The sequence below is a fragment of the Paenibacillus sp. GP183 genome (assembly GCF_900104695.1).
Classification (GTDB): Bacteria; Bacillota; Bacilli; order Paenibacillales; family NBRC-103111; genus Paenibacillus_AI.
Map to the genome: position 1 here is coordinate 92,169 of NZ_FNSW01000001.1, position 16,697 is coordinate 108,865.

At 49.3% G+C, this 16,697-nt stretch carries 12 protein-coding genes; 11 read left to right on the forward strand and 1 reads right to left on the reverse strand.

The features are described from left to right. Positions 1-63: 63 nt before the first annotated feature. The 6 genes from prmA (at position 64) to deoC (ending at position 5,148) form a co-directional block, all read left to right on the forward strand. A complete protein-coding gene (gene prmA / locus BLV33_RS00450) occupies positions 64-1,038 on the forward strand; it encodes a 50S ribosomal protein L11 methyltransferase (protein ID WP_090786864.1) in 975 nt (324 codons plus the stop codon). A gap of 10 nt (positions 1,039-1,048) precedes the next feature. Continuing rightward, positions 1,049-1,726: a site-2 protease family protein gene (locus BLV33_RS00455; protein WP_090786867.1), complete on the forward strand. Its 678-nt coding sequence runs from the start codon at positions 1,049-1,051 to the stop codon at positions 1,724-1,726. Between the two features lie 109 nt (positions 1,727-1,835). Continuing rightward, positions 1,836-2,591, forward strand: a complete 756-nt coding sequence (locus BLV33_RS00460) for a 16S rRNA (uracil(1498)-N(3))-methyltransferase (protein ID WP_090786870.1) — start codon at positions 1,836-1,838, stop codon at positions 2,589-2,591. 1 nt (position 2,592) lies between these two features. After that, positions 2,593-3,954: a tRNA (N(6)-L-threonylcarbamoyladenosine(37)-C(2))-methylthiotransferase MtaB gene (gene mtaB, locus BLV33_RS00465; protein WP_090786873.1), complete on the forward strand. Its 1,362-nt coding sequence runs from the start codon at positions 2,593-2,595 to the stop codon at positions 3,952-3,954. A 78-nt stretch (positions 3,955-4,032) separates the two neighbouring features. Further along, positions 4,033-4,461: an NUDIX hydrolase gene (locus BLV33_RS00470; protein WP_090786879.1), complete on the forward strand. Its 429-nt coding sequence runs from the start codon at positions 4,033-4,035 to the stop codon at positions 4,459-4,461. A gap of 3 nt (positions 4,462-4,464) precedes the next feature. Beyond that, positions 4,465-5,148: a deoxyribose-phosphate aldolase gene (gene deoC, locus BLV33_RS00475; protein ID WP_090786884.1), complete on the forward strand. Its 684-nt coding sequence runs from the start codon at positions 4,465-4,467 to the stop codon at positions 5,146-5,148. On the opposite strand, the gene BLV33_RS00480 is transcribed toward deoC, so the two are convergent. Beyond that, the gene (locus BLV33_RS00480) at positions 5,114-6,127 is read right to left on the reverse strand and encodes a Na/Pi cotransporter family protein (protein WP_090786886.1); all 1,014 of its coding nucleotides are present in this window, start codon (positions 6,125-6,127) and stop codon (positions 5,114-5,116) included. The two genes, deoC and BLV33_RS00480, sit on opposite strands and share 35 nt — an antisense overlap. Before the next feature lie 124 nt (positions 6,128-6,251). Here BLV33_RS00480 and BLV33_RS00485 point away from each other — a divergent pair, with 124 nt between their 5' ends. From BLV33_RS00485 to addA, 5 genes are all read left to right on the forward strand, one after another. After that, entirely contained in the window at positions 6,252-7,619 is a 1,368-nt protein-coding gene (locus tag BLV33_RS00485; protein WP_090798559.1) for a class I SAM-dependent rRNA methyltransferase, read from the forward strand. Between the two features lie 150 nt (positions 7,620-7,769). Beyond that, positions 7,770-7,823, forward strand: coding sequence for a hypothetical protein (locus tag BLV33_RS29770; RefSeq protein ID WP_253187188.1), 54 nt, complete (start codon positions 7,770-7,772; stop codon positions 7,821-7,823). Positions 7,824-8,004: 181 nt separating this feature from the next. Beyond that, a complete protein-coding gene (locus BLV33_RS00490) occupies positions 8,005-8,724 on the forward strand; it encodes an HAD family hydrolase (protein ID WP_090786889.1) in 720 nt (239 codons plus the stop codon). Between the two features lie 90 nt (positions 8,725-8,814). After that, positions 8,815-12,360, forward strand: a complete 3,546-nt coding sequence (gene addB, locus BLV33_RS00495) for a helicase-exonuclease AddAB subunit AddB (RefSeq protein WP_090786892.1) — start codon at positions 8,815-8,817, stop codon at positions 12,358-12,360. A 122-nt stretch (positions 12,361-12,482) separates the two neighbouring features. Continuing rightward, a complete protein-coding gene (gene addA, locus BLV33_RS00500) occupies positions 12,483-16,418 on the forward strand; it encodes a helicase-exonuclease AddAB subunit AddA (protein WP_090786895.1) in 3,936 nt (1,311 codons plus the stop codon). Positions 16,419-16,697 lie beyond the last annotated feature (279 nt).

The window sequence follows — 16,697 nt, forward strand, 5'->3', positions numbered from 1 at the left end:
GCGATTGCATAGTAACTGGTAAAAGCAGTTTGCCGCTGCAAACGACTGGAGGAAGATAACGCGATGCGTTGGCATGAAATAACCGTACATACAACTGAGGAAGCAATCGAAATGATCTCTAATTTCATTCATGAGCTGGGAGCCGGAGGCGTTTCAATTGAGGAATCAGGCACTTTGAATAAAAAGCGGGATACATCCCTGGGTCAATGGTATGAGCTGCCGATCAATGATATACCCGAAGGGCGAGCTGTCATAAAGGGATATTTTTCCGAAGGCAGTGATCTGCATACGATCATGGATCATCTCCAAGCATCTGTCGTTCAATTAAGCGAGTACGATATCGACACAGGAAACCCGACTTATGAGCTTAAAGAAGTAGATGATGAGGACTGGGCGAACGCTTGGAAGCAGTATTTTAAACCGATCCGCATTTCCGAGCGACTGACAATTAAGCCGACGTGGGAGGAATACACGCCTACAGCCGGCGAGTTGATCCTGGAATTGGATCCCGGTATGGCTTTTGGTACGGGAACGCATGCAACAACATCCCTTTGTTTACGTACATTGGAAAAGGTTGTTCAGCCGGGTGATGATGTGATTGATGTTGGAACAGGTTCAGGCATTCTTGCCATAGCTGCTGCCAAGCTCGGAGCGAACCATGTGTTAGCTTTGGACCTCGACCCCGTAGCCATATCAAGCTCAATGGAAAATGTAAGATTAAACGGACAAGAGCAGCAGGTTACAATTAAGCTAAGCGATTTGCTTGGTGTCCTCAATGCGAGTGAGACGGGAGCAAACTCTGAGTTTGGAATTTCGATCCCTGTACAGGTCGTGGTAGCAAATATTTTGGCCGATATCATCATCATGTTCGTTGAAGATGTTTATGAGGTGCTCAAAACGGGCGGCTACTATCTAGCATCCGGAATTATTACCAGTAAGGAAGCAGATGTAGAAAAAGCGCTGTTAGCGGCCGGATTCACGATCATAGACAAGAGCTATGATTCGGATTGGGTTGTGATCATAGCCAGAAAGCTGTAGGTGACGCTCATTGAGTGGACTATTATTTTATGATTGGAACATTCTTCCCTTTTATATTCTTGTATTGATTATTTCACTTACCCTTCATGAATTCGCCCATGCGTACAGCGCTTATAAATTTGGAGATCCCACAGCTGAACAAATGGGCAGAGTCACTTTGAATCCGATGGTTCATTTGGATCTTTTCGGAACCATCTTGCTGCTGATTGCCGGATTCGGTTGGGCAAAGCCTGTACCCGTAAATCGCGGAAATTTCAAAAATCCAAGATTGATGGGGATCGTCGTATCAGCGGCCGGACCTGTAAGCAACTTGATTTTGGCCTTTATCAGTGTATTCTTCATCTGCCTGATTAATTATTCGGGATCGTTGACTCACATGACCCATGGAAGTCAGGAAGCGATCCAGATCTTTCTCGGACTTCTTCTTCGCACAAATTTAATGTTGTTTATATTCAATTTAATCCCCATTCCGCCGTTGGACGGTTATCGGATTCTGCAGGACATTCTGCCATTTAGAGCCAGTCTAAGCCTGCAAAAATTTGAGCAGTACGCAGCCTTGGCTTTTTTGTTGATTGTCTTTCTGCCGCCGCTGCGAAAGGTAACTCTGGACCCTCTTTTCGGATTGGGCGTCCATATCGTAGAGCTATTCAACATTCCTATGAGATGGATTTTTGGATTCGGAGTATAAAGGAGTTCCAGTTGCTGGACAGGGTAGCTTTTCACCGATTTTAGAGGTATGATGAAATGTGCAAGATTTATAGTAAATTGCTTAAATTGATTTTAGAGGGGCATGCCGCATGCAGCGTTATTTTTTACGTCCCGACCAGTTTCAGGGTCAAATCGTGACCATCGAAGGCGATGACGCACACCACCTGCAAAGAGTGATGCGAGCGGAAGTCGGAGATGAAGTGATCTGCAGCAATGGCAAGGATCGCGAAGCAAGGGTACGCATTACATCTTTGGACAAAAGCTCGATAACGGGAGAAGCCGTTGAAGAACTTCCGATGAATGCGGAGCCGGCAGTTAAAGTATGGATCGCACAGAGCTTGCCCAAGGGCGATAAGATGGAAATTGTGATTCAAAAAGGGACCGAGATCGGGGCAGCCCGGTTTCTTCCTTTTTTATCGGAAAGAACAGTTGTGCAGTATGATGCCAAGAAGGAAGCGAAACGCACGGAGCGCTGGCAGAAAATAGCCAAGGAAGCCGCCGAGCAAGCGCACCGCAACCGGGTGCCGGAGGTCGAATCGGTGCTCTCCTGGAAGCAGTTGCTGAGGCAAGCTGATCAAGTGGATGCAGCCTGGATTTGTTACGAGAAGGAAGACGGCAAGCAGCTGAGAACGGCGATACAGGAAGCTTTGGAAACTGAAAAAGCAATGAGCTTTTTATTTGCTGTAGGTCCGGAAGGCGGCTTTACGGAGCAGGAAATTCAGCAAGCTGAAGCGGCCGGATTTATATCCGTGTCCTTAGGAAAACGAATATTACGCACAGAAACCGCCGCCATGGTGGGATTGACGTGTCTTTTATATGAAACCGGAGAAATGGGGGGCAGCTAGGATGCCAACAATAGGATTTCACACGCTGGGTTGTAAAGTGAATTTTTATGATACGGAGGCCATCTGGCAGCTATTTAAGAATGAAGGGTATGAACAGGTGGATTTTGAGCAGACCGCCGACATTTATGTAATCAATACGTGCACGGTTACGAATACAGGCGACAAAAAAAGCCGCCAAATGATCCGCCGAGCCATACGCCGCAATCCTGAAGCGATTGTAGCCGTTACTGGATGTTACGCGCAAACTTCACCTGCGGAAATTATGGCTATACCCGGTGTGGACCTGGTGATCGGAACACAGGATCGGGACAAGATTATTCCGCTTATAAAACAATTTGAACAGGAGCGCCAGCCGATTAACGCCGTGCGCAACATTATGAAGACACGCCAATTTGAGGAGCTGGATGTGCCTGATTTTGCTGATCATACGAGAGCTTTTCTGAAAATACAGGAGGGCTGCAATAACTTTTGCACCTTTTGTATCATCCCGTGGTCCCGCGGTCTTATGCGCAGTCGGGATCCAGAAAGCGTCATTGGGCAAGCTCAGGGGCTTGTCCATGCGGGCTATCAGGAGATCGTCTTGACCGGCATTCATACCGGCGGCTATGGCGAAGATATCGAAGATTATAACTTTGCCCGCTTGCTGAGGGATTTGGATAAGGTGGAGGGCCTGAAGCGGATTCGCATCAGCTCGATTGAAGCCAGCCAGATTACCGATGAGGTGCTGGAAGTGCTGAACAGCTCGGATAAATTTTGCCGTCATCTGCATATACCACTGCAGGCGGGCGATGATGAAGTGCTCGCGCGGATGCGGAGGAAATATACGACAGCTGAATTCGCAAGCAAAATCGAGAAGATTCATGCGATTATGCCGGGTGTCGCGATCACCACCGATGTGATTGTCGGGTTCCCGGGTGAAACCGAAGAAATGTTCCGGGCCGGCTACAGCTTCATGGAGCAGATGAAATTTTCGGAGATGCATGTATTCCCTTATTCCAAGCGAACAGGGACGCCTGCAGCCCGGATGCTGGATCAAGTGGACGAGGAAATCAAAAACGCTCGCGTTCACGAATTGATCGATTTATCGGAAAAGATGCAGCTGACTTATGCTCAAAAGTTCGTTGGCCAGGTTCTGGAGGTTATTCCGGAGGGGAATTTCAAAGGTGCGGATGAACTTGGAACGCTTATGGGTTACTCGGATAACTATTTGCAGCTTGTTTTTGAAGGGGACCGGAGTCAGATCGGTGAAATTTGCCGAGTGAAGGTAATGGAAGCCGGCGTTAATGAAAACAAAGGCATTCAAGTGGAAGCAGCGGAAGCTGATGTAAATAAACACAAGGCCAGCCAAGCGGTCGTGGTATGAGAAGCAGCAGGAATTTCATTCCGTCATCATGCGGAGTGAAATTCTTTGTTTCACCCTTAAAGGGAAGGAGCGAATGATGTGAAGGAAATCTCGGCAGGCGGTGTCGTTTACTGCAAAAAGGATAATCAACTGCTTATCCAGATGATTCAAGACCGATATGGAAAAATGACGTTAGCTAAAGGTAAAATGGAGCCGGGAGAAACGATTGAACAGACGGCGCTGCGTGAAGTTTGGGAAGAGACGGGAATTACAGGCACCATCAAAGAGCCGATAGAAATCATCAAGTATCAGTACAGCAAGTTAAATTCAGGGGTCATTGATAAAGAGGTGCACTATTATTTGATTGAAGCTGCCAGCGGTGAGCTGCAAGCACAAATTGAAGAAATTCGCGGGGTAGAATGGCTGAATCCCATAGATGCCTGGAAGCAGCAAAAGCTAGGCGGTTATCACAATAACCACAGTGTGCTGCTCAAAGCTTTAGACAAATTGGGAATTAAGGTGGAATAATCGATGAGTGATTTTGATTTGAAAGAGCTTCCGAAATATATCGATCATACGCTGCTTAAGCCGGACGCTCTTAGTCCGGCAATAGATAATCTGTGTCAGGAAGCTATGAAGTACGGATTTTACAGTGTTTGTGTGAACAGCAGCTGGGTTGCTCATTGCCGTAAGGTATTGGCAGGCACACCTGTTAAGATTGCTGCTGTTGTTGGATTTCCATTAGGTGCCATGCTAAGTGAAGTAAAGGCGTTCGAAGCAGTCAAAGCTGTGGAGCATGGAGCTTCCGAGATTGATATGGTGCTGCCTGTCGGACTCTTGCTGGAAGGCAATCACGATGCAGTTCGCTCAGATATCAAACAGGTAGTAGATGCTGTCAAAGGCAAAGCCATAGTGAAGGTTATTATGGAAACCGGATTCTTGAATGAAGAGCAAAAGATTGCTGCTTGCAAGCTGTCTGAAGAAGCGGGCGCGCATTTTGTTAAGACCTCGACTGGCTTTGGACCGGGTGGCGCATCTGTTTCAGATGTGTCTTTAATGCGCCAACATGTATCGCCTTCGATTGGTGTAAAAGCTTCCGGCGGTGTAAGAGATCTGGAAACTGCGCTTCGCATGATTGAGGCGGGTGCGACTAGATTGGGCACAAGCTCGGGCGTGTCAATTATGAACGGTGTTGAAGGTGCTTCCAGCTACTGAGGTAACAGAGCGGGAGCGCCAGCAGGGAGCTGATCACATTGAAGATCGTTTGGGATCTGGCAATTTGCGAAGCTGCTTCTCCGGTTGTGACGTCCGACAATTGGACAAGCTGGTGGATGAAGGGGTAAAAGAGCACAGCTCCTCCGACATTGAGGAGCACATGCGCCCACGCGACGAAGCGTCCGGCGCGCGTGCTCCCGAGCCCGGCGATGATCGCCGTTACGCAGGTGCCGACATTGGCCCCTATCGTGATGGCGACTCCGAGCTCGACGGAGATGCTCTGCACCGCGGCGAGGCCCATGGCCATCGCGATCACGGCAGAGCTGCTGTGCACCAGAGCCGTCACGGCCGCTCCGGCGAGTACGCCCCACAGCAGGCTTTGCTGCGCTTGGTGCACGAACCAAACGAACAGTCCCCGGGACTGCAGGGCAGGCCCGATGGTTTGCATGATCTCGATGCCGAGCATCACGAGAGCAAAGCCTGTCACCGCAAGCGCGCCGAAGCGCACGCTGCGCAGCCAGTCCGGCCGCGCCGGAGAGACCGCCAACTCCAGCCGAGGTAACGGCTGCAGGTGCGGTTGTTCCGGCTCAGCCGGGACGAGCGAGGACGCCGTGAGCCACACGGCGGCACTCGCGAGCAGCAGCGGCACAGCGAAGCCGCCGCTGTAGAGGCCGAGCAGCTCGGTCGTGAGGCACGTGCCGATGTTCGTGCCGAGGATGATCCCGAGCGTGCGAGGAAAGCTGAGAGCGCCGGCGTTGACGAGGCCGATGGCGATCACGGTGATGGCGGTGCTGCTCTGCAGCAGCGCAGTTAGAGCCGTGCCTGCGACCATGCCGCGCATGGGGGTTCGCGTGAACCTGTCGAGCCACAGGTGAAGATAGGGACCGGCCCAGCGGTGAAGCGCGGATTCCATGAGCTTCATGCCGAAGAGAAAAATAATTAATCCCGCCAGCAATGGCAGGATGATGGAATGAATCATGATTGGAGGGCTCCTTTCGGTCCGAAAGCTTGTTCCATCCAATATATGTATTCATGCTGACAGGCATGACAAGCAAGGAAGAGCCTCCGAGCCAAATTCGGTTTTAGAGAAGGAAGATCACGCGATGGCAGCTGTATTTTTACATAAAAAACGCAAAGCAAGGCTGGAAGCCGGCCACCCCTGGGTATTCCGCGGCGAGATTGAGAAGATGGAAGGCGAAATAACGCCGGGCCAGGTCGTTTCGGTGCATAATCACCTGGGTCAATATTTGGCTACTGGTTATTTTAACGAAAAATCGCAGATAACCGTGCGCATCGTTTCCTATCAACCCCTTGAGGAGTTGACGGCTGATTTTTTCAAAATCAGATTAACCCGCTGTGCCGAGCATCGCCGCAGGTTTCTGAATAGCGCGGATGCTTATCGGCTGGTTTATGGCGAAGCTGACTTTCTGCCTGGGCTTATCGTGGATAAGTTCGGGGATGTACTGGTTGTTCAATTCCTGACGCTGGGAATGGACCGCTGCAAGGATATCATCGTCCAAGCGCTCGCGGAGCAATTCTCGCCAGCTGGTATTTATGAGCGAAGCGATGTTTCCGTGCGTGAGCTGGAGGGCTTGGAGCAAACGACCGGTGTTCTTTATGGGAAATGTCCGAGGCATGTAGATATTATCGAAAATGGTCTTCTCATTCGTGTAGATATCATGGAGGGCCAGAAGACGGGATATTTCTTCGATCAGAGAGAGAATCGTGCGGCGATTGAACCGTTAATAACCGGTTGGGGTAAGCGCGGCGGGATTGAGATCAAGGAAGTGGATCACGAAGGTACGGTGCAGCGTCTGCCTGTAAACGCCAATGGCAAGGTGGTGTCCTTTCCTTATTGGGATGGCGCCAACGTGCTGGAATGCTTTTCGCATACGGGAAGCTTTACCCTTCATGCCTGCAAATACGGAGCCAAAAAAGTAACTTGTCTGGATATTTCCGAGCATGCCATTGAAAGCGCAAGGGTAAACGTTCAGCTGAACGGCTTTGAGGATCGTGTGGAATTTGTCGTTGCGGATGCGTTTAACTATCTCAGAGAACAAGTCAAGGGCTTGGACGAGCGCAAAATGCGTGCATCCGCAGGACAAGGCCAAACCAAAGTAGATACCTCCAAGCCGGTTAGCGAAGCTCGCACATGGGATGTCGTCATCCTTGACCCACCTGCCTTTGCCAAAAACAAAAGCGCCGTAGAGGGTGCCTGCCGAGGCTACAAGGATATCAACCTTCAAGGCATGAAGCTGGTCAATGAAGGCGGCTACCTGGTTACTGCAAGCTGCTCGTATCATATCCATCCAGAGCTTTTCCTGAATACGATTCATGAAGCTGCGAAAGACGCGGGTAGAATATTGCGGCTGGTCGAATTCCGTGAAGCGGGCAAAGACCATCCCCGCATTCTCGGCGTCGATGAGGGCCATTATCTCAAATTTGCCATTTTCGAAGTGCGCAGCCGGTAACTGTTATTTGAATAACAGAACACTTGTACGTATTTAAAATAGCAGGTATAATATACCTACAATTGAATCTTGGGTGGGCGTGGTTTCCCTTCGAAAGGAGGTGATGCCATGGAAGTAAAAGACGCATTATCAATCATGTTTCTTTTTGGCATGTTTATTATTGCTCAATTGACATACATCAGCAGTACCCATAAGAAAAAGTAAAAACCCACCCCAAGGTTGACCGCCAAAGGTGGGTTTTTGTCCTTTTGTAAGCTCAGAAGGGAAATCCCATCCAAGCCAATTGTCGTGGCCAAGTGTTAGTCGCACTTGGTCTTTTGTTAAATAATAATACCATAAGAACAATAACGAGGCAATTATCAACTTATAATACCAGGAGAAATCAATGAGACACAAGATTAAATACATTTTCTTTGATTGTATGGAAACCATTGTGGATTTACATGAGCTTCCATGTGAGAGTGATTATGCATTCTGGTCATTCTCCGGGTCCGGCGTGGAAACATACTGGGCGGATTTTAATGAATTTTTATTGTTGTATCTGGACTCAAAGAGAGAGCTTAACCATCGGATGAAACCGAATCAAGAATATGAATGGATAAAAAGGATGGAAGGTGTCGTTGAAAAAACTGCAACCATCCCGAGCAGCTCCAAACATGAGGCAGCGAAGCATTTATATGACCATTTTTGGCATACCTACAAGTCCAAGTGCTTCATTAAGGAGGATGTATTGGCTGTCTTATCTGATCTTGCAAAGCATTATAAGCTGGCCGTTGTCTCGAACTTCATGGTACAGGATGGGATTGAAGAGCTCTTGCAGTTGAACAAAGCCGATCATTTTTTTGAATTTATAGTTACTTCGATTAACAGCGGTTGGAGGAAGCCGTCTCCATTTATTTACCAAACAGCGCTGCAACATGCTGGATGCCAACCGGAAGAAATCCTGTTTGTCGGCGATGATTATGAGAATGATTATGTGCTTCCTTGGCGAGTAGGAATGAAGGCCATTTTTCTTGAGAAGGATTACAAAAACGCAGATATTCGAGTAAACGTGGATAAAATAAACAATTTCAGCGAATTAAAGGATATTTTATTAAGCAAGTAACTTTTATGCTTCTGAATCTGTCGAAAAAAGAGAGATCGAACTATGATAGAATTAAAGAATAGAAAAGATGATTGAGCAAGGAGGAACTCCATGTCCATTCGATATATAATCGGCAGAGCAGGAAGCGGTAAAAGCAAGCAATGCTTGGATGAAATCAGCTCCAAACTGATGGAGCAGCCGGATGGCTCACCGCTCATCCTGCTTGTGCCCGAGCAGGCCACCTTTCAAGCGGAGCATGTACTAGTTTCTTCACCAGAGCTGAGAGGGATGATTCGCGCGCAGGTACTCAGTTTTCACCGTCTTGCCTGGCGCGTTATGCAGGAGCAGGGAGGTACCGCGAGACTGCCCATAGACGATATTGGAAAGAAACTGCTTTTGTACGGCATTTTACATAAACGAAAAGATGAACTCCGCTTGTTTCACAGCTCCACGGAACAGCTCGGCTTTGTGGATCGAGTCAACGAGCTGTTCACAGAGCTTAAGCGATATTGTGTAAGTGCGGATCGGCTTGAGGAGCATGAATTTAGAAAGGCTGAACTGTTAGGGGAAAGCAGACTCTTAACTGACAAGCTGCATGATCTCCGGCTGGTTTATAAGGAGTATGAGCAAGAGCTTTCACGCCAATATTTGGATGGCGAGGATTACTTGACGCTTCTGGCCGAGCAGCTCCAAGCATCCGACTATTTGCAAAATGCGGCGATTTGGATCGATGGCTTTCATGGCTTTACTCCTCAGGAGTTTGCAGTTTTGGAGCAGCTAATGCAGCATTGCAAGCAGGTCACAATTACTTTGTGTCTGGATCGTGCTTGGGAAGCGGGGGATGAGCCTGACGAGCTGGATGTTTTTCATCCAACGGCAAGAACACTGATTCAGCTTAAAGAGATCGCCGCCAGGCTGGGATCCGATGCACCGGAGATCCTGTTATTGGATGCGCCAATGGCTCCGAGATTTGTAGATAGTCCCGCATTGCTTCATTTGGAGCAGGCATTTGAGCACAGAATCGGCGGGAGTAAGCATACATTTGAGATATCCAATACGGAACATCGCGCTCTGGCGGATCAGTTGGTCCTGAAGGAAGCCGTCAACCGCAGGGCGGAAGTGGATGGAGCCGTCAGGGATATCATGCGATTAGTCCAAAATGAAGGCGTTCGTTATCGCGATATTGCCATTATGGTAAGAAACATGGAAAGCTATAATGATTTGCTTCACTCGACTTTGACGGATTATGAAATTCCGCATTTCTTTGACGAAAAGCGAACCGTACTGCATCATCCTCTGGTCGAATTTATTCGCTCTGCAATTGAGGTTGTGCAGCATAATTGGCATTATGATGCTGTTTTTCGCTGTGTGAAAACGGACTTGCTGGCGCCACTCACCGCAGCAGATAAGCTGGATGAACAACGAGCCATGTTTGACCAACTGGAAAACTATGTGCTGGCTTTTGGGATTAGAGGTTCCAGATGGACGAATGGCAAGCCATGGACTTATCGATTAAAGGCAGGGCTGGATTCGTCTGCAGACCAGACCTCCAATGTAGAGGACATCTATTTGCAGCAAATCCAGATTAGCCGTGACTGGGTTGTGAAGCCCATCCATGCCTTTGCGCTCGGATTGAAGCAATCCGAGACTGTGAAGCAGCAGGTAGAGTCACTCTTTCAGCTTTTGCAGGATGTTCAGGCAGCAGACAAGCTGGATGCATGGAGTCTTGCCGCACTTGTGGCAGGGAAGCCCGGTAAAGCCCGCGAACACGGACAATTGTGGAACAATGTCATGGATATGCTGGATCAGCTTGTGGAGACCATGGGGGAGCAAAAGGTCAGCTTCGAGTTATTTGCCGGTCTCCTGGATACAGGACTGGAAAGCATGAAACTGGGCTTGGTTCCGCCTTCAATGGATCAGGTTTTGATCGGAAGTATGGACCGCACTCGTTCAAGCGGGATCAAGTATGCATATTTGCTTGGCGTCAATGATGGTGTTATACCGGCTCAGATGCAGGAGAACGGTGTCCTGACGGAAGGGGAACGGGAGCTGCTGCAGCAGTCCGGACTGCCGATGGCGCATGGCAGCGAGCGCAAGCTGCTTGATGAGGCGTTTATCATTTACACCTCGCTCACCGTACCCAGCCAGCGTTTATGGCTCAGCTATCCGCTTGCCGATGAGGAAGGCAAGATGCTTTTGCCTTCGGAGCTCATCCGGCAAATTCGCTCGCTTTTTCCAACAATGAAACCTGATTTGCTCTATGCCGATCCTTCACCGGACATGGATGCCAGCGAACAATTTGACTATATCGCTCACCCCTCACAAGCTCTATCCTATATGGCTGTGCGCATGAAGCATTGGATGCAGGGCGGCCGAATGAACGAATTGTGGTGGGATGCGTACAATTGGTTTGCAGAGCGGCCGGAGTGGGCGCCAAGGCTGCAATCGATGGTAACAAGCCTGGTTTACACCAATCGTGAAACAAGCCTCAGTCCGAAGTCGAGCCAACTGCTGTACGGAACCCATTTACGGGCCAGTGTTTCCAGAATGGAAAGATTTGTGGCCTGTCCGTTTTCTCATTTTGTTTCCCATGGCCTCAGGCTGCAGGAAAGACGGGTCTACAGACTGGATGCGCCGGATATTGGCCAATTGTTCCACGCCGCAATCAGTGAGTTTGCCTTGCAACTTGGGCAGCAGCAGGTGGAATGGGGGTCCTTGTCCGAGGAAGCCATCATGGAGCGTTCTTCAGGCATCGTGGATGTTCTGGCTCCCAAGCTGCAGGGCGAGATCCTGCTTAGCTCCAGCCGGTTTCAGTATATAGCCCGAAAATTAAAACAGGTTGTCGGGAAGACAGCCGTCATGCTTAGCGAACATGCGCGCCGCGGAGAATTTGTTCCACTGCGCCTCGAGATCGATTTCGGCCCGGGCAAAGAACTGCCGGCACTTGATTTGCAGCTGGATAATGGCTGTACGATGGAGATCATCGGCCGCATAGACCGTTTGGATTGTGCGGAAGGGGAACAAGGGATTTTACTTCGAGTTATTGATTACAAATCCAGACAAACGAACCTGATCTTGTCCGATGTATACTATGGACTTTCGCTGCAAATGCTCACTTATTTGGACGTAGTCCTGACGCATGCGGAAAAATGGCTCGGTATTGAGGCATTCCCCGCCGGTGTGCTCTATTTTCATGTGCATAATCCGATGCTGCATTTAACTAACGCAATTAATGCCGAAGAGGTCGAAAAAGCGCTGCGCAAGCGGTTCAAAATGAGAGGCCTCATTACAGCGGATGCGGATATTGTCCACCGCATGGATAATCATTTAAAACATACTCCAGGCCATTCCCAGTTATTACCGGTCGCGATGAAAAAAGACGGCAGCTTCTACAGCAGCTCATCTGTAGCCACAGCAGTGCAATGGGATTCTCTTCGCAAGTATGTAAGATCGCAAATTATACAAATCGGAACAGGGATTACTGAAGGCCATGTGGAGATAGCTCCATATCGCATCGGGAAAAAGGCTGCTTGCCAGCAATGCTCGTACCGGTCCGTCTGCCAATTTGATCCGCTGTACGAGGGGAACGAAATGCGGGCATGGAAACAGCGCGGCAAGGAACAGGTTTGGACCGAGATAGAAGCTGTTGTTCGTTGATAAGAAGTATAATTTTTTTAAATTTATCTTGCTTAGCATCAACCTTGATAAACACGCTCGTCATGTAGGACGGTGTAGACGTTTATCCTTGAATAAACAACAGGAAGGAGGAACAAAGCAAAATGGCAAAGCATGAACAGCAAACAAAACCAATAGGCAGCACGTGGACAGATGAACAGTGGGATGCCATTTCGCTTAGCGGCAGGGATATGCTGGTTGCCGCTGCAGCAGGCTCGGGAAAGACAGCCGTGCTCGTTGAACGAATCATACGGCGCATTTCGGATGAGTCGGAGCCGGTTGATGTGGACAGGCTTCTGGTAGCCACATTCACCAAGGCGGCGGCTTCCGAGATGAAGCACCGGATTCGTGAAGCCTTTGAAAAAGAGCTCACCCGGCAACCCAAATCGCATCATCTGCGCAAGCAGCTGGCCATGATGGGACGAGCCTCCATTACCACGCTGCATTCTTTTTGCTTGGAAGTTATCCAGCGATATTTTAGCTTGATTCGTCTGGACCCGGGTTTTCGCATTGCCAATGAAACGGAAGCCGAGCTGCTAAGACAGGATCTGCTTGAGGAGCTTCTAGAGGAATATTATGCGGGCAGCGAAGCGGAAAGCAGCTTCTGGCGGCTCGTTGATTCCTTCAGTGGAGATCGGAGCGATGATGCGTTAATGCTGCTTGTGCAAAAGCTGTATGACGTTTCACGCAGTCACCCATGGCCAGAACAATGGCTCAGACTGATGGCATCCATGTTTGGACCTCCTGGGCAGACACAGACATCAACTATCGACGGAGTAGAAGCACAAAGGCTTGTTGCGGCGGGCTCGGAAGCGGCGGTTAAAGAAATCTGGGAAAAAAGTCTGATCCAGGATTGCCGCCTCGAGCTCAATGGTGCTGCTGATTTACTCCGTCAAGCCCGTGATTTGGCTGAGGAGCCGGGGGGGCCAGCTCCTTATCTGGATAATTTACAAGAAGATCTTCGGCTGGTAGAAGCCTTGATTTTTGCAGCAAAGGGCTCTTGGAATGAGATGTTTCTCGCTTTCCAGGGGGCTTCATTCGGGAAGCTAAAGCCCTGTAAAGGGGACGGTTTCGATAAAGAGCTGCAGGAGCAGGTTAAAGAGCTGCGGAATCAAGCCAAGGAGAGAGTGGGCAAAATCGGTGAGGAGCTGTTTGGGCGAGCTCCCGAGCAGTTTGATGCAGAGATTCGTCAGCTTGCTCCCGTTCTACATACTTTGGTGGACCTTGTACTGGATTTTGGCCGCCGTTATCAGTCCGCGAAAGCAGAGAAGGGCTTAATTGATTTTGCGGATCTGGAGCATTATTGCCTGCAAATCTTAAGTGATCCGTCATCTGTGCCGGATGGGCTTATTCCGTCGCAAGCGGCTATTGAATATCGCCGCCAGTTTGTTGAAGTGTTGCTGGACGAGTATCAAGATACGAACCGTGTTCAGGAAGCTATCGTTGAGATGATTTCTCACCCAAAGCCGGGAAACCGATTCATGGTGGGAGATGTGAAACAAAGCATATACCGGTTTCGGCTTGCCGATCCGGGACTGTTCCTGGAGAAGTATAAAGCTTATAAATCGGAGCCAGCATCCGGTGAAGGGCTGCGGATCGATTTAGCGCGCAATTTCCGGAGCCGGACACAGGTTGTGGACGCCGTCAATTTTCTATTCAAACAGATGATGAACGAATCTGTGGGAGAAATCGATTATGATGATCGTGCAGAGCTGATTTATGGAGCAGGATATCCGGCTCCCTCTGGAGACTGCTCGGTGGAAATGGTGATTGTGGATCGAGCCTCGGATTCGCCTGACACGGAAGAAATGGATGCTCTTTCGGATGAGCATACCGATGTTGAGGATCAGATCACAGATACAGAAGAAGGAATGGCAGAAGGGTCTGATCCTGTCATGCAAGCCATGGAGCTGGAAACCGCACAGCTGGAGGCAAGAGCCATTGCCAAGCAAATCAGGAGCGTGATGGATCAAGCTGCTCCCTTTGAGGTGTTTGACAAAAGGACCGGAGGAACGAGGCCGGTTACTTATCGTGATATAGTTGTACTGCTGCGTGCTACTTCGGCATGGGCGCCTGTTTTCATCGAAGAGCTCAAGCAGCAGGGAATTCCGGCCTATGCAGATCTTAGCACAGGGTATTTTTCTGCAACGGAAGTTGAAGTCATGCTGTCGCTGCTTAAAGTGATCGACAATCCTTATCAGGATGTGCCGCTTGCTGCGGTTCTCCGCTCGCCCATCGTCGGCTTAACCGCTGATGAATTAGCCCAAATTCGTGCGGGATCGCGGACTTCCGCCTTTTATGATGCTGTTGTGGATTATGGGGCCAGTATTCATAACAGTGAACCCACTATTCACAAGCTGCCGCTTTTTTTAAACCGTTTGAAGCAGTGGCGCACCGATGCCAGACAAGGGTCATTGGCTGATCTTATCTGGAGCATTTACCGACAAACGGGTTATTATGATTTTGCCGGAGGGCTGCCAGGCGGTCTTCAGCGTCAAGCCAACTTAAGGGCCCTTTATGATCGCTCCAGACAATACGAAAGCACATCCCTTCGCGGACTGTTTCGCTTCCTCCGATTTGTTGAACGGATGAAAGACAGCGGGGGAGATCTTGGAACCGCCCGAGCGCTCGGGGAACAAGAGGATGTCGTTCGTATCATGTCGATCCATAAAAGCAAGGGGCTCGAATTTCCCGTTGTTTTTGCGGCCGGAATGGCCAAGCTGTTCAATCAGCGGGATCTGAATGACACCTTTTTACTTCACAAGGAGCTGGGCTTCGGACCTCGATTCGTCGATACGGCTCTGCGCATCAGCTATCCGACACTGCCCTCACTCGCGATCAAAAGACGCATGAGGCTGGAAATGCTCGCCGAAGAAATGCGTATTCTCTATGTAGCCCTTACCAGAGCAAGAGAGAAGCTGGTATTGCTGGGGACGGTCAAATCCTTGGACAAGCTGCTTCGGGCCTGGTCCCGCCATGTACATGCACCGGATTTTCTGCTTCCCGATTATGAACTGGCTAAAGCACGCTGTTACCTGGATTGGATAGGTCCTGCGCTTTTGCGTCATCCCGACGCGGAGCTTTGGAGAGGCCGCTTGGGGATGGGGGACATCCCAGCAGACCGATTGCTCAAGGATCCATCCCAGTGGAAGCTCACAATAGTGAATCCTGCCGAGCTCATGGCTTCAGGTGAAGCTGCCCAGTCGATTCCTATGGAAGTAAGCCGAATTGAAGCGTTACGTCATCTGGACATCGTTCCAACTCAGGAAAAATGGAAAGAAGCATTAGAGCGCAAGCTGTCTTGGCAATATGCGTACCCGAACGCGCAAAAATGGTTCGCCAAAACTACCGTTTCGGAGCTGAAGCGACTCTCGGAATCGAACCGAATGCCGCAGGATTTGGAATATCCGACGGGAAGGGCATTTGGCACAGCTTCATTTGGATCTTCTTCCGGTCATCAAACATATCGCACAACTGTATTACGCAGGCCTCGATTTATGGAAGAAAAGAAGCTGACGGCTGCCGAAAAAGGAACCGTGGTTCACGCGGTGATGCAGAATCTGTCCCTGGATCAACAGCCAACCGCAGAAAGTGTACGAGCCCATCTTGACCATATGCTGGAGCGAAATCTCTTAACCAAAGCTCAGTTTGAAGTCGTCGACATTAAGCCCGTGCTGACCTTTTTTGCGACGGACATCGGCCAAAGAATGATACAAGCCCGCAAGGTGGAACGCGAAGTCCCTTTCAGCTTTGGACTTCCTGCTCAGGAGGTTTACACGGATGCGGAAACGGACATGACACTAAGTAAAGAAACCGTTCTAATCCAAGGGGTTATCGACTGCTTTTTTGAAGACGACCAAGGTCTCGTTATGGTCGACTACAAAACAGATTCGACCGAAGGTCGAAGCATCGACGAACTAAGCGAGCGCTATCGTTTGCAGATCGACCTGTATGCCCGCGCTGTGGAGTATATTTGGAATCGGCCCTTGGCCGGAAAGTATGTGTACTACTTTGACGGCGATATGCTTATTCAGATGTAGCTAATACAGGGCTGTACCATCAGAGCCATGAAAATGGCTCTGATGGTACAGCCCTGTCGTCATTCAGTTAATTAGGCAATGAGAGTGTAAAACCTACATCTAATTTCAGAGTTTCTTGTCCAACGGGGTGCTCAGATGTAGAACATACATTTATTTTTATGAAATAAGCTGGGTTTGAGCAAAAACTGACTTTTTAGATGCAGGTTATACATTTGACGCTCCTAAAAGTAGACTAGCCAGAGTTTTTAGATGTACAAATTGCAGTTAGTCTTTTTGAGA

What these genes read in the sequence shown, in the direction of transcription:
- prmA (WP_090786864.1), top strand. Translation starts at nt 64, where the DNA reads ATGCGTTGGCATGAAATAACCGTACATACAACTGAGGAAGCAATCGAA.
- BLV33_RS00460 (WP_090786870.1), top strand. Translation starts at nt 1,836, where the DNA reads ATGCAGCGTTATTTTTTACGTCCCGACCAGTTTCAGGGTCAAATCGTG.
- mtaB (WP_090786873.1), top strand. Translation starts at nt 2,593, where the DNA reads ATGCCAACAATAGGATTTCACACGCTGGGTTGTAAAGTGAATTTTTAT.
- deoC (WP_090786884.1), top strand. Translation starts at nt 4,465, where the DNA reads ATGAGTGATTTTGATTTGAAAGAGCTTCCGAAATATATCGATCATACG.
- BLV33_RS00480 (WP_090786886.1), bottom strand. Translation starts at nt 6,127, where the DNA reads ATGATTCATTCCATCATCCTGCCATTGCTGGCGGGATTAATTATTTTT.
- BLV33_RS00485 (WP_090798559.1), top strand. Translation starts at nt 6,252, where the DNA reads ATGGCAGCTGTATTTTTACATAAAAAACGCAAAGCAAGGCTGGAAGCC.
- BLV33_RS00490 (WP_090786889.1), top strand. Translation starts at nt 8,005, where the DNA reads ATGAGACACAAGATTAAATACATTTTCTTTGATTGTATGGAAACCATT.
- addB (WP_090786892.1), top strand. Translation starts at nt 8,815, where the DNA reads ATGTCCATTCGATATATAATCGGCAGAGCAGGAAGCGGTAAAAGCAAG.
- addA (WP_090786895.1), top strand. Translation starts at nt 12,483, where the DNA reads ATGGCAAAGCATGAACAGCAAACAAAACCAATAGGCAGCACGTGGACA.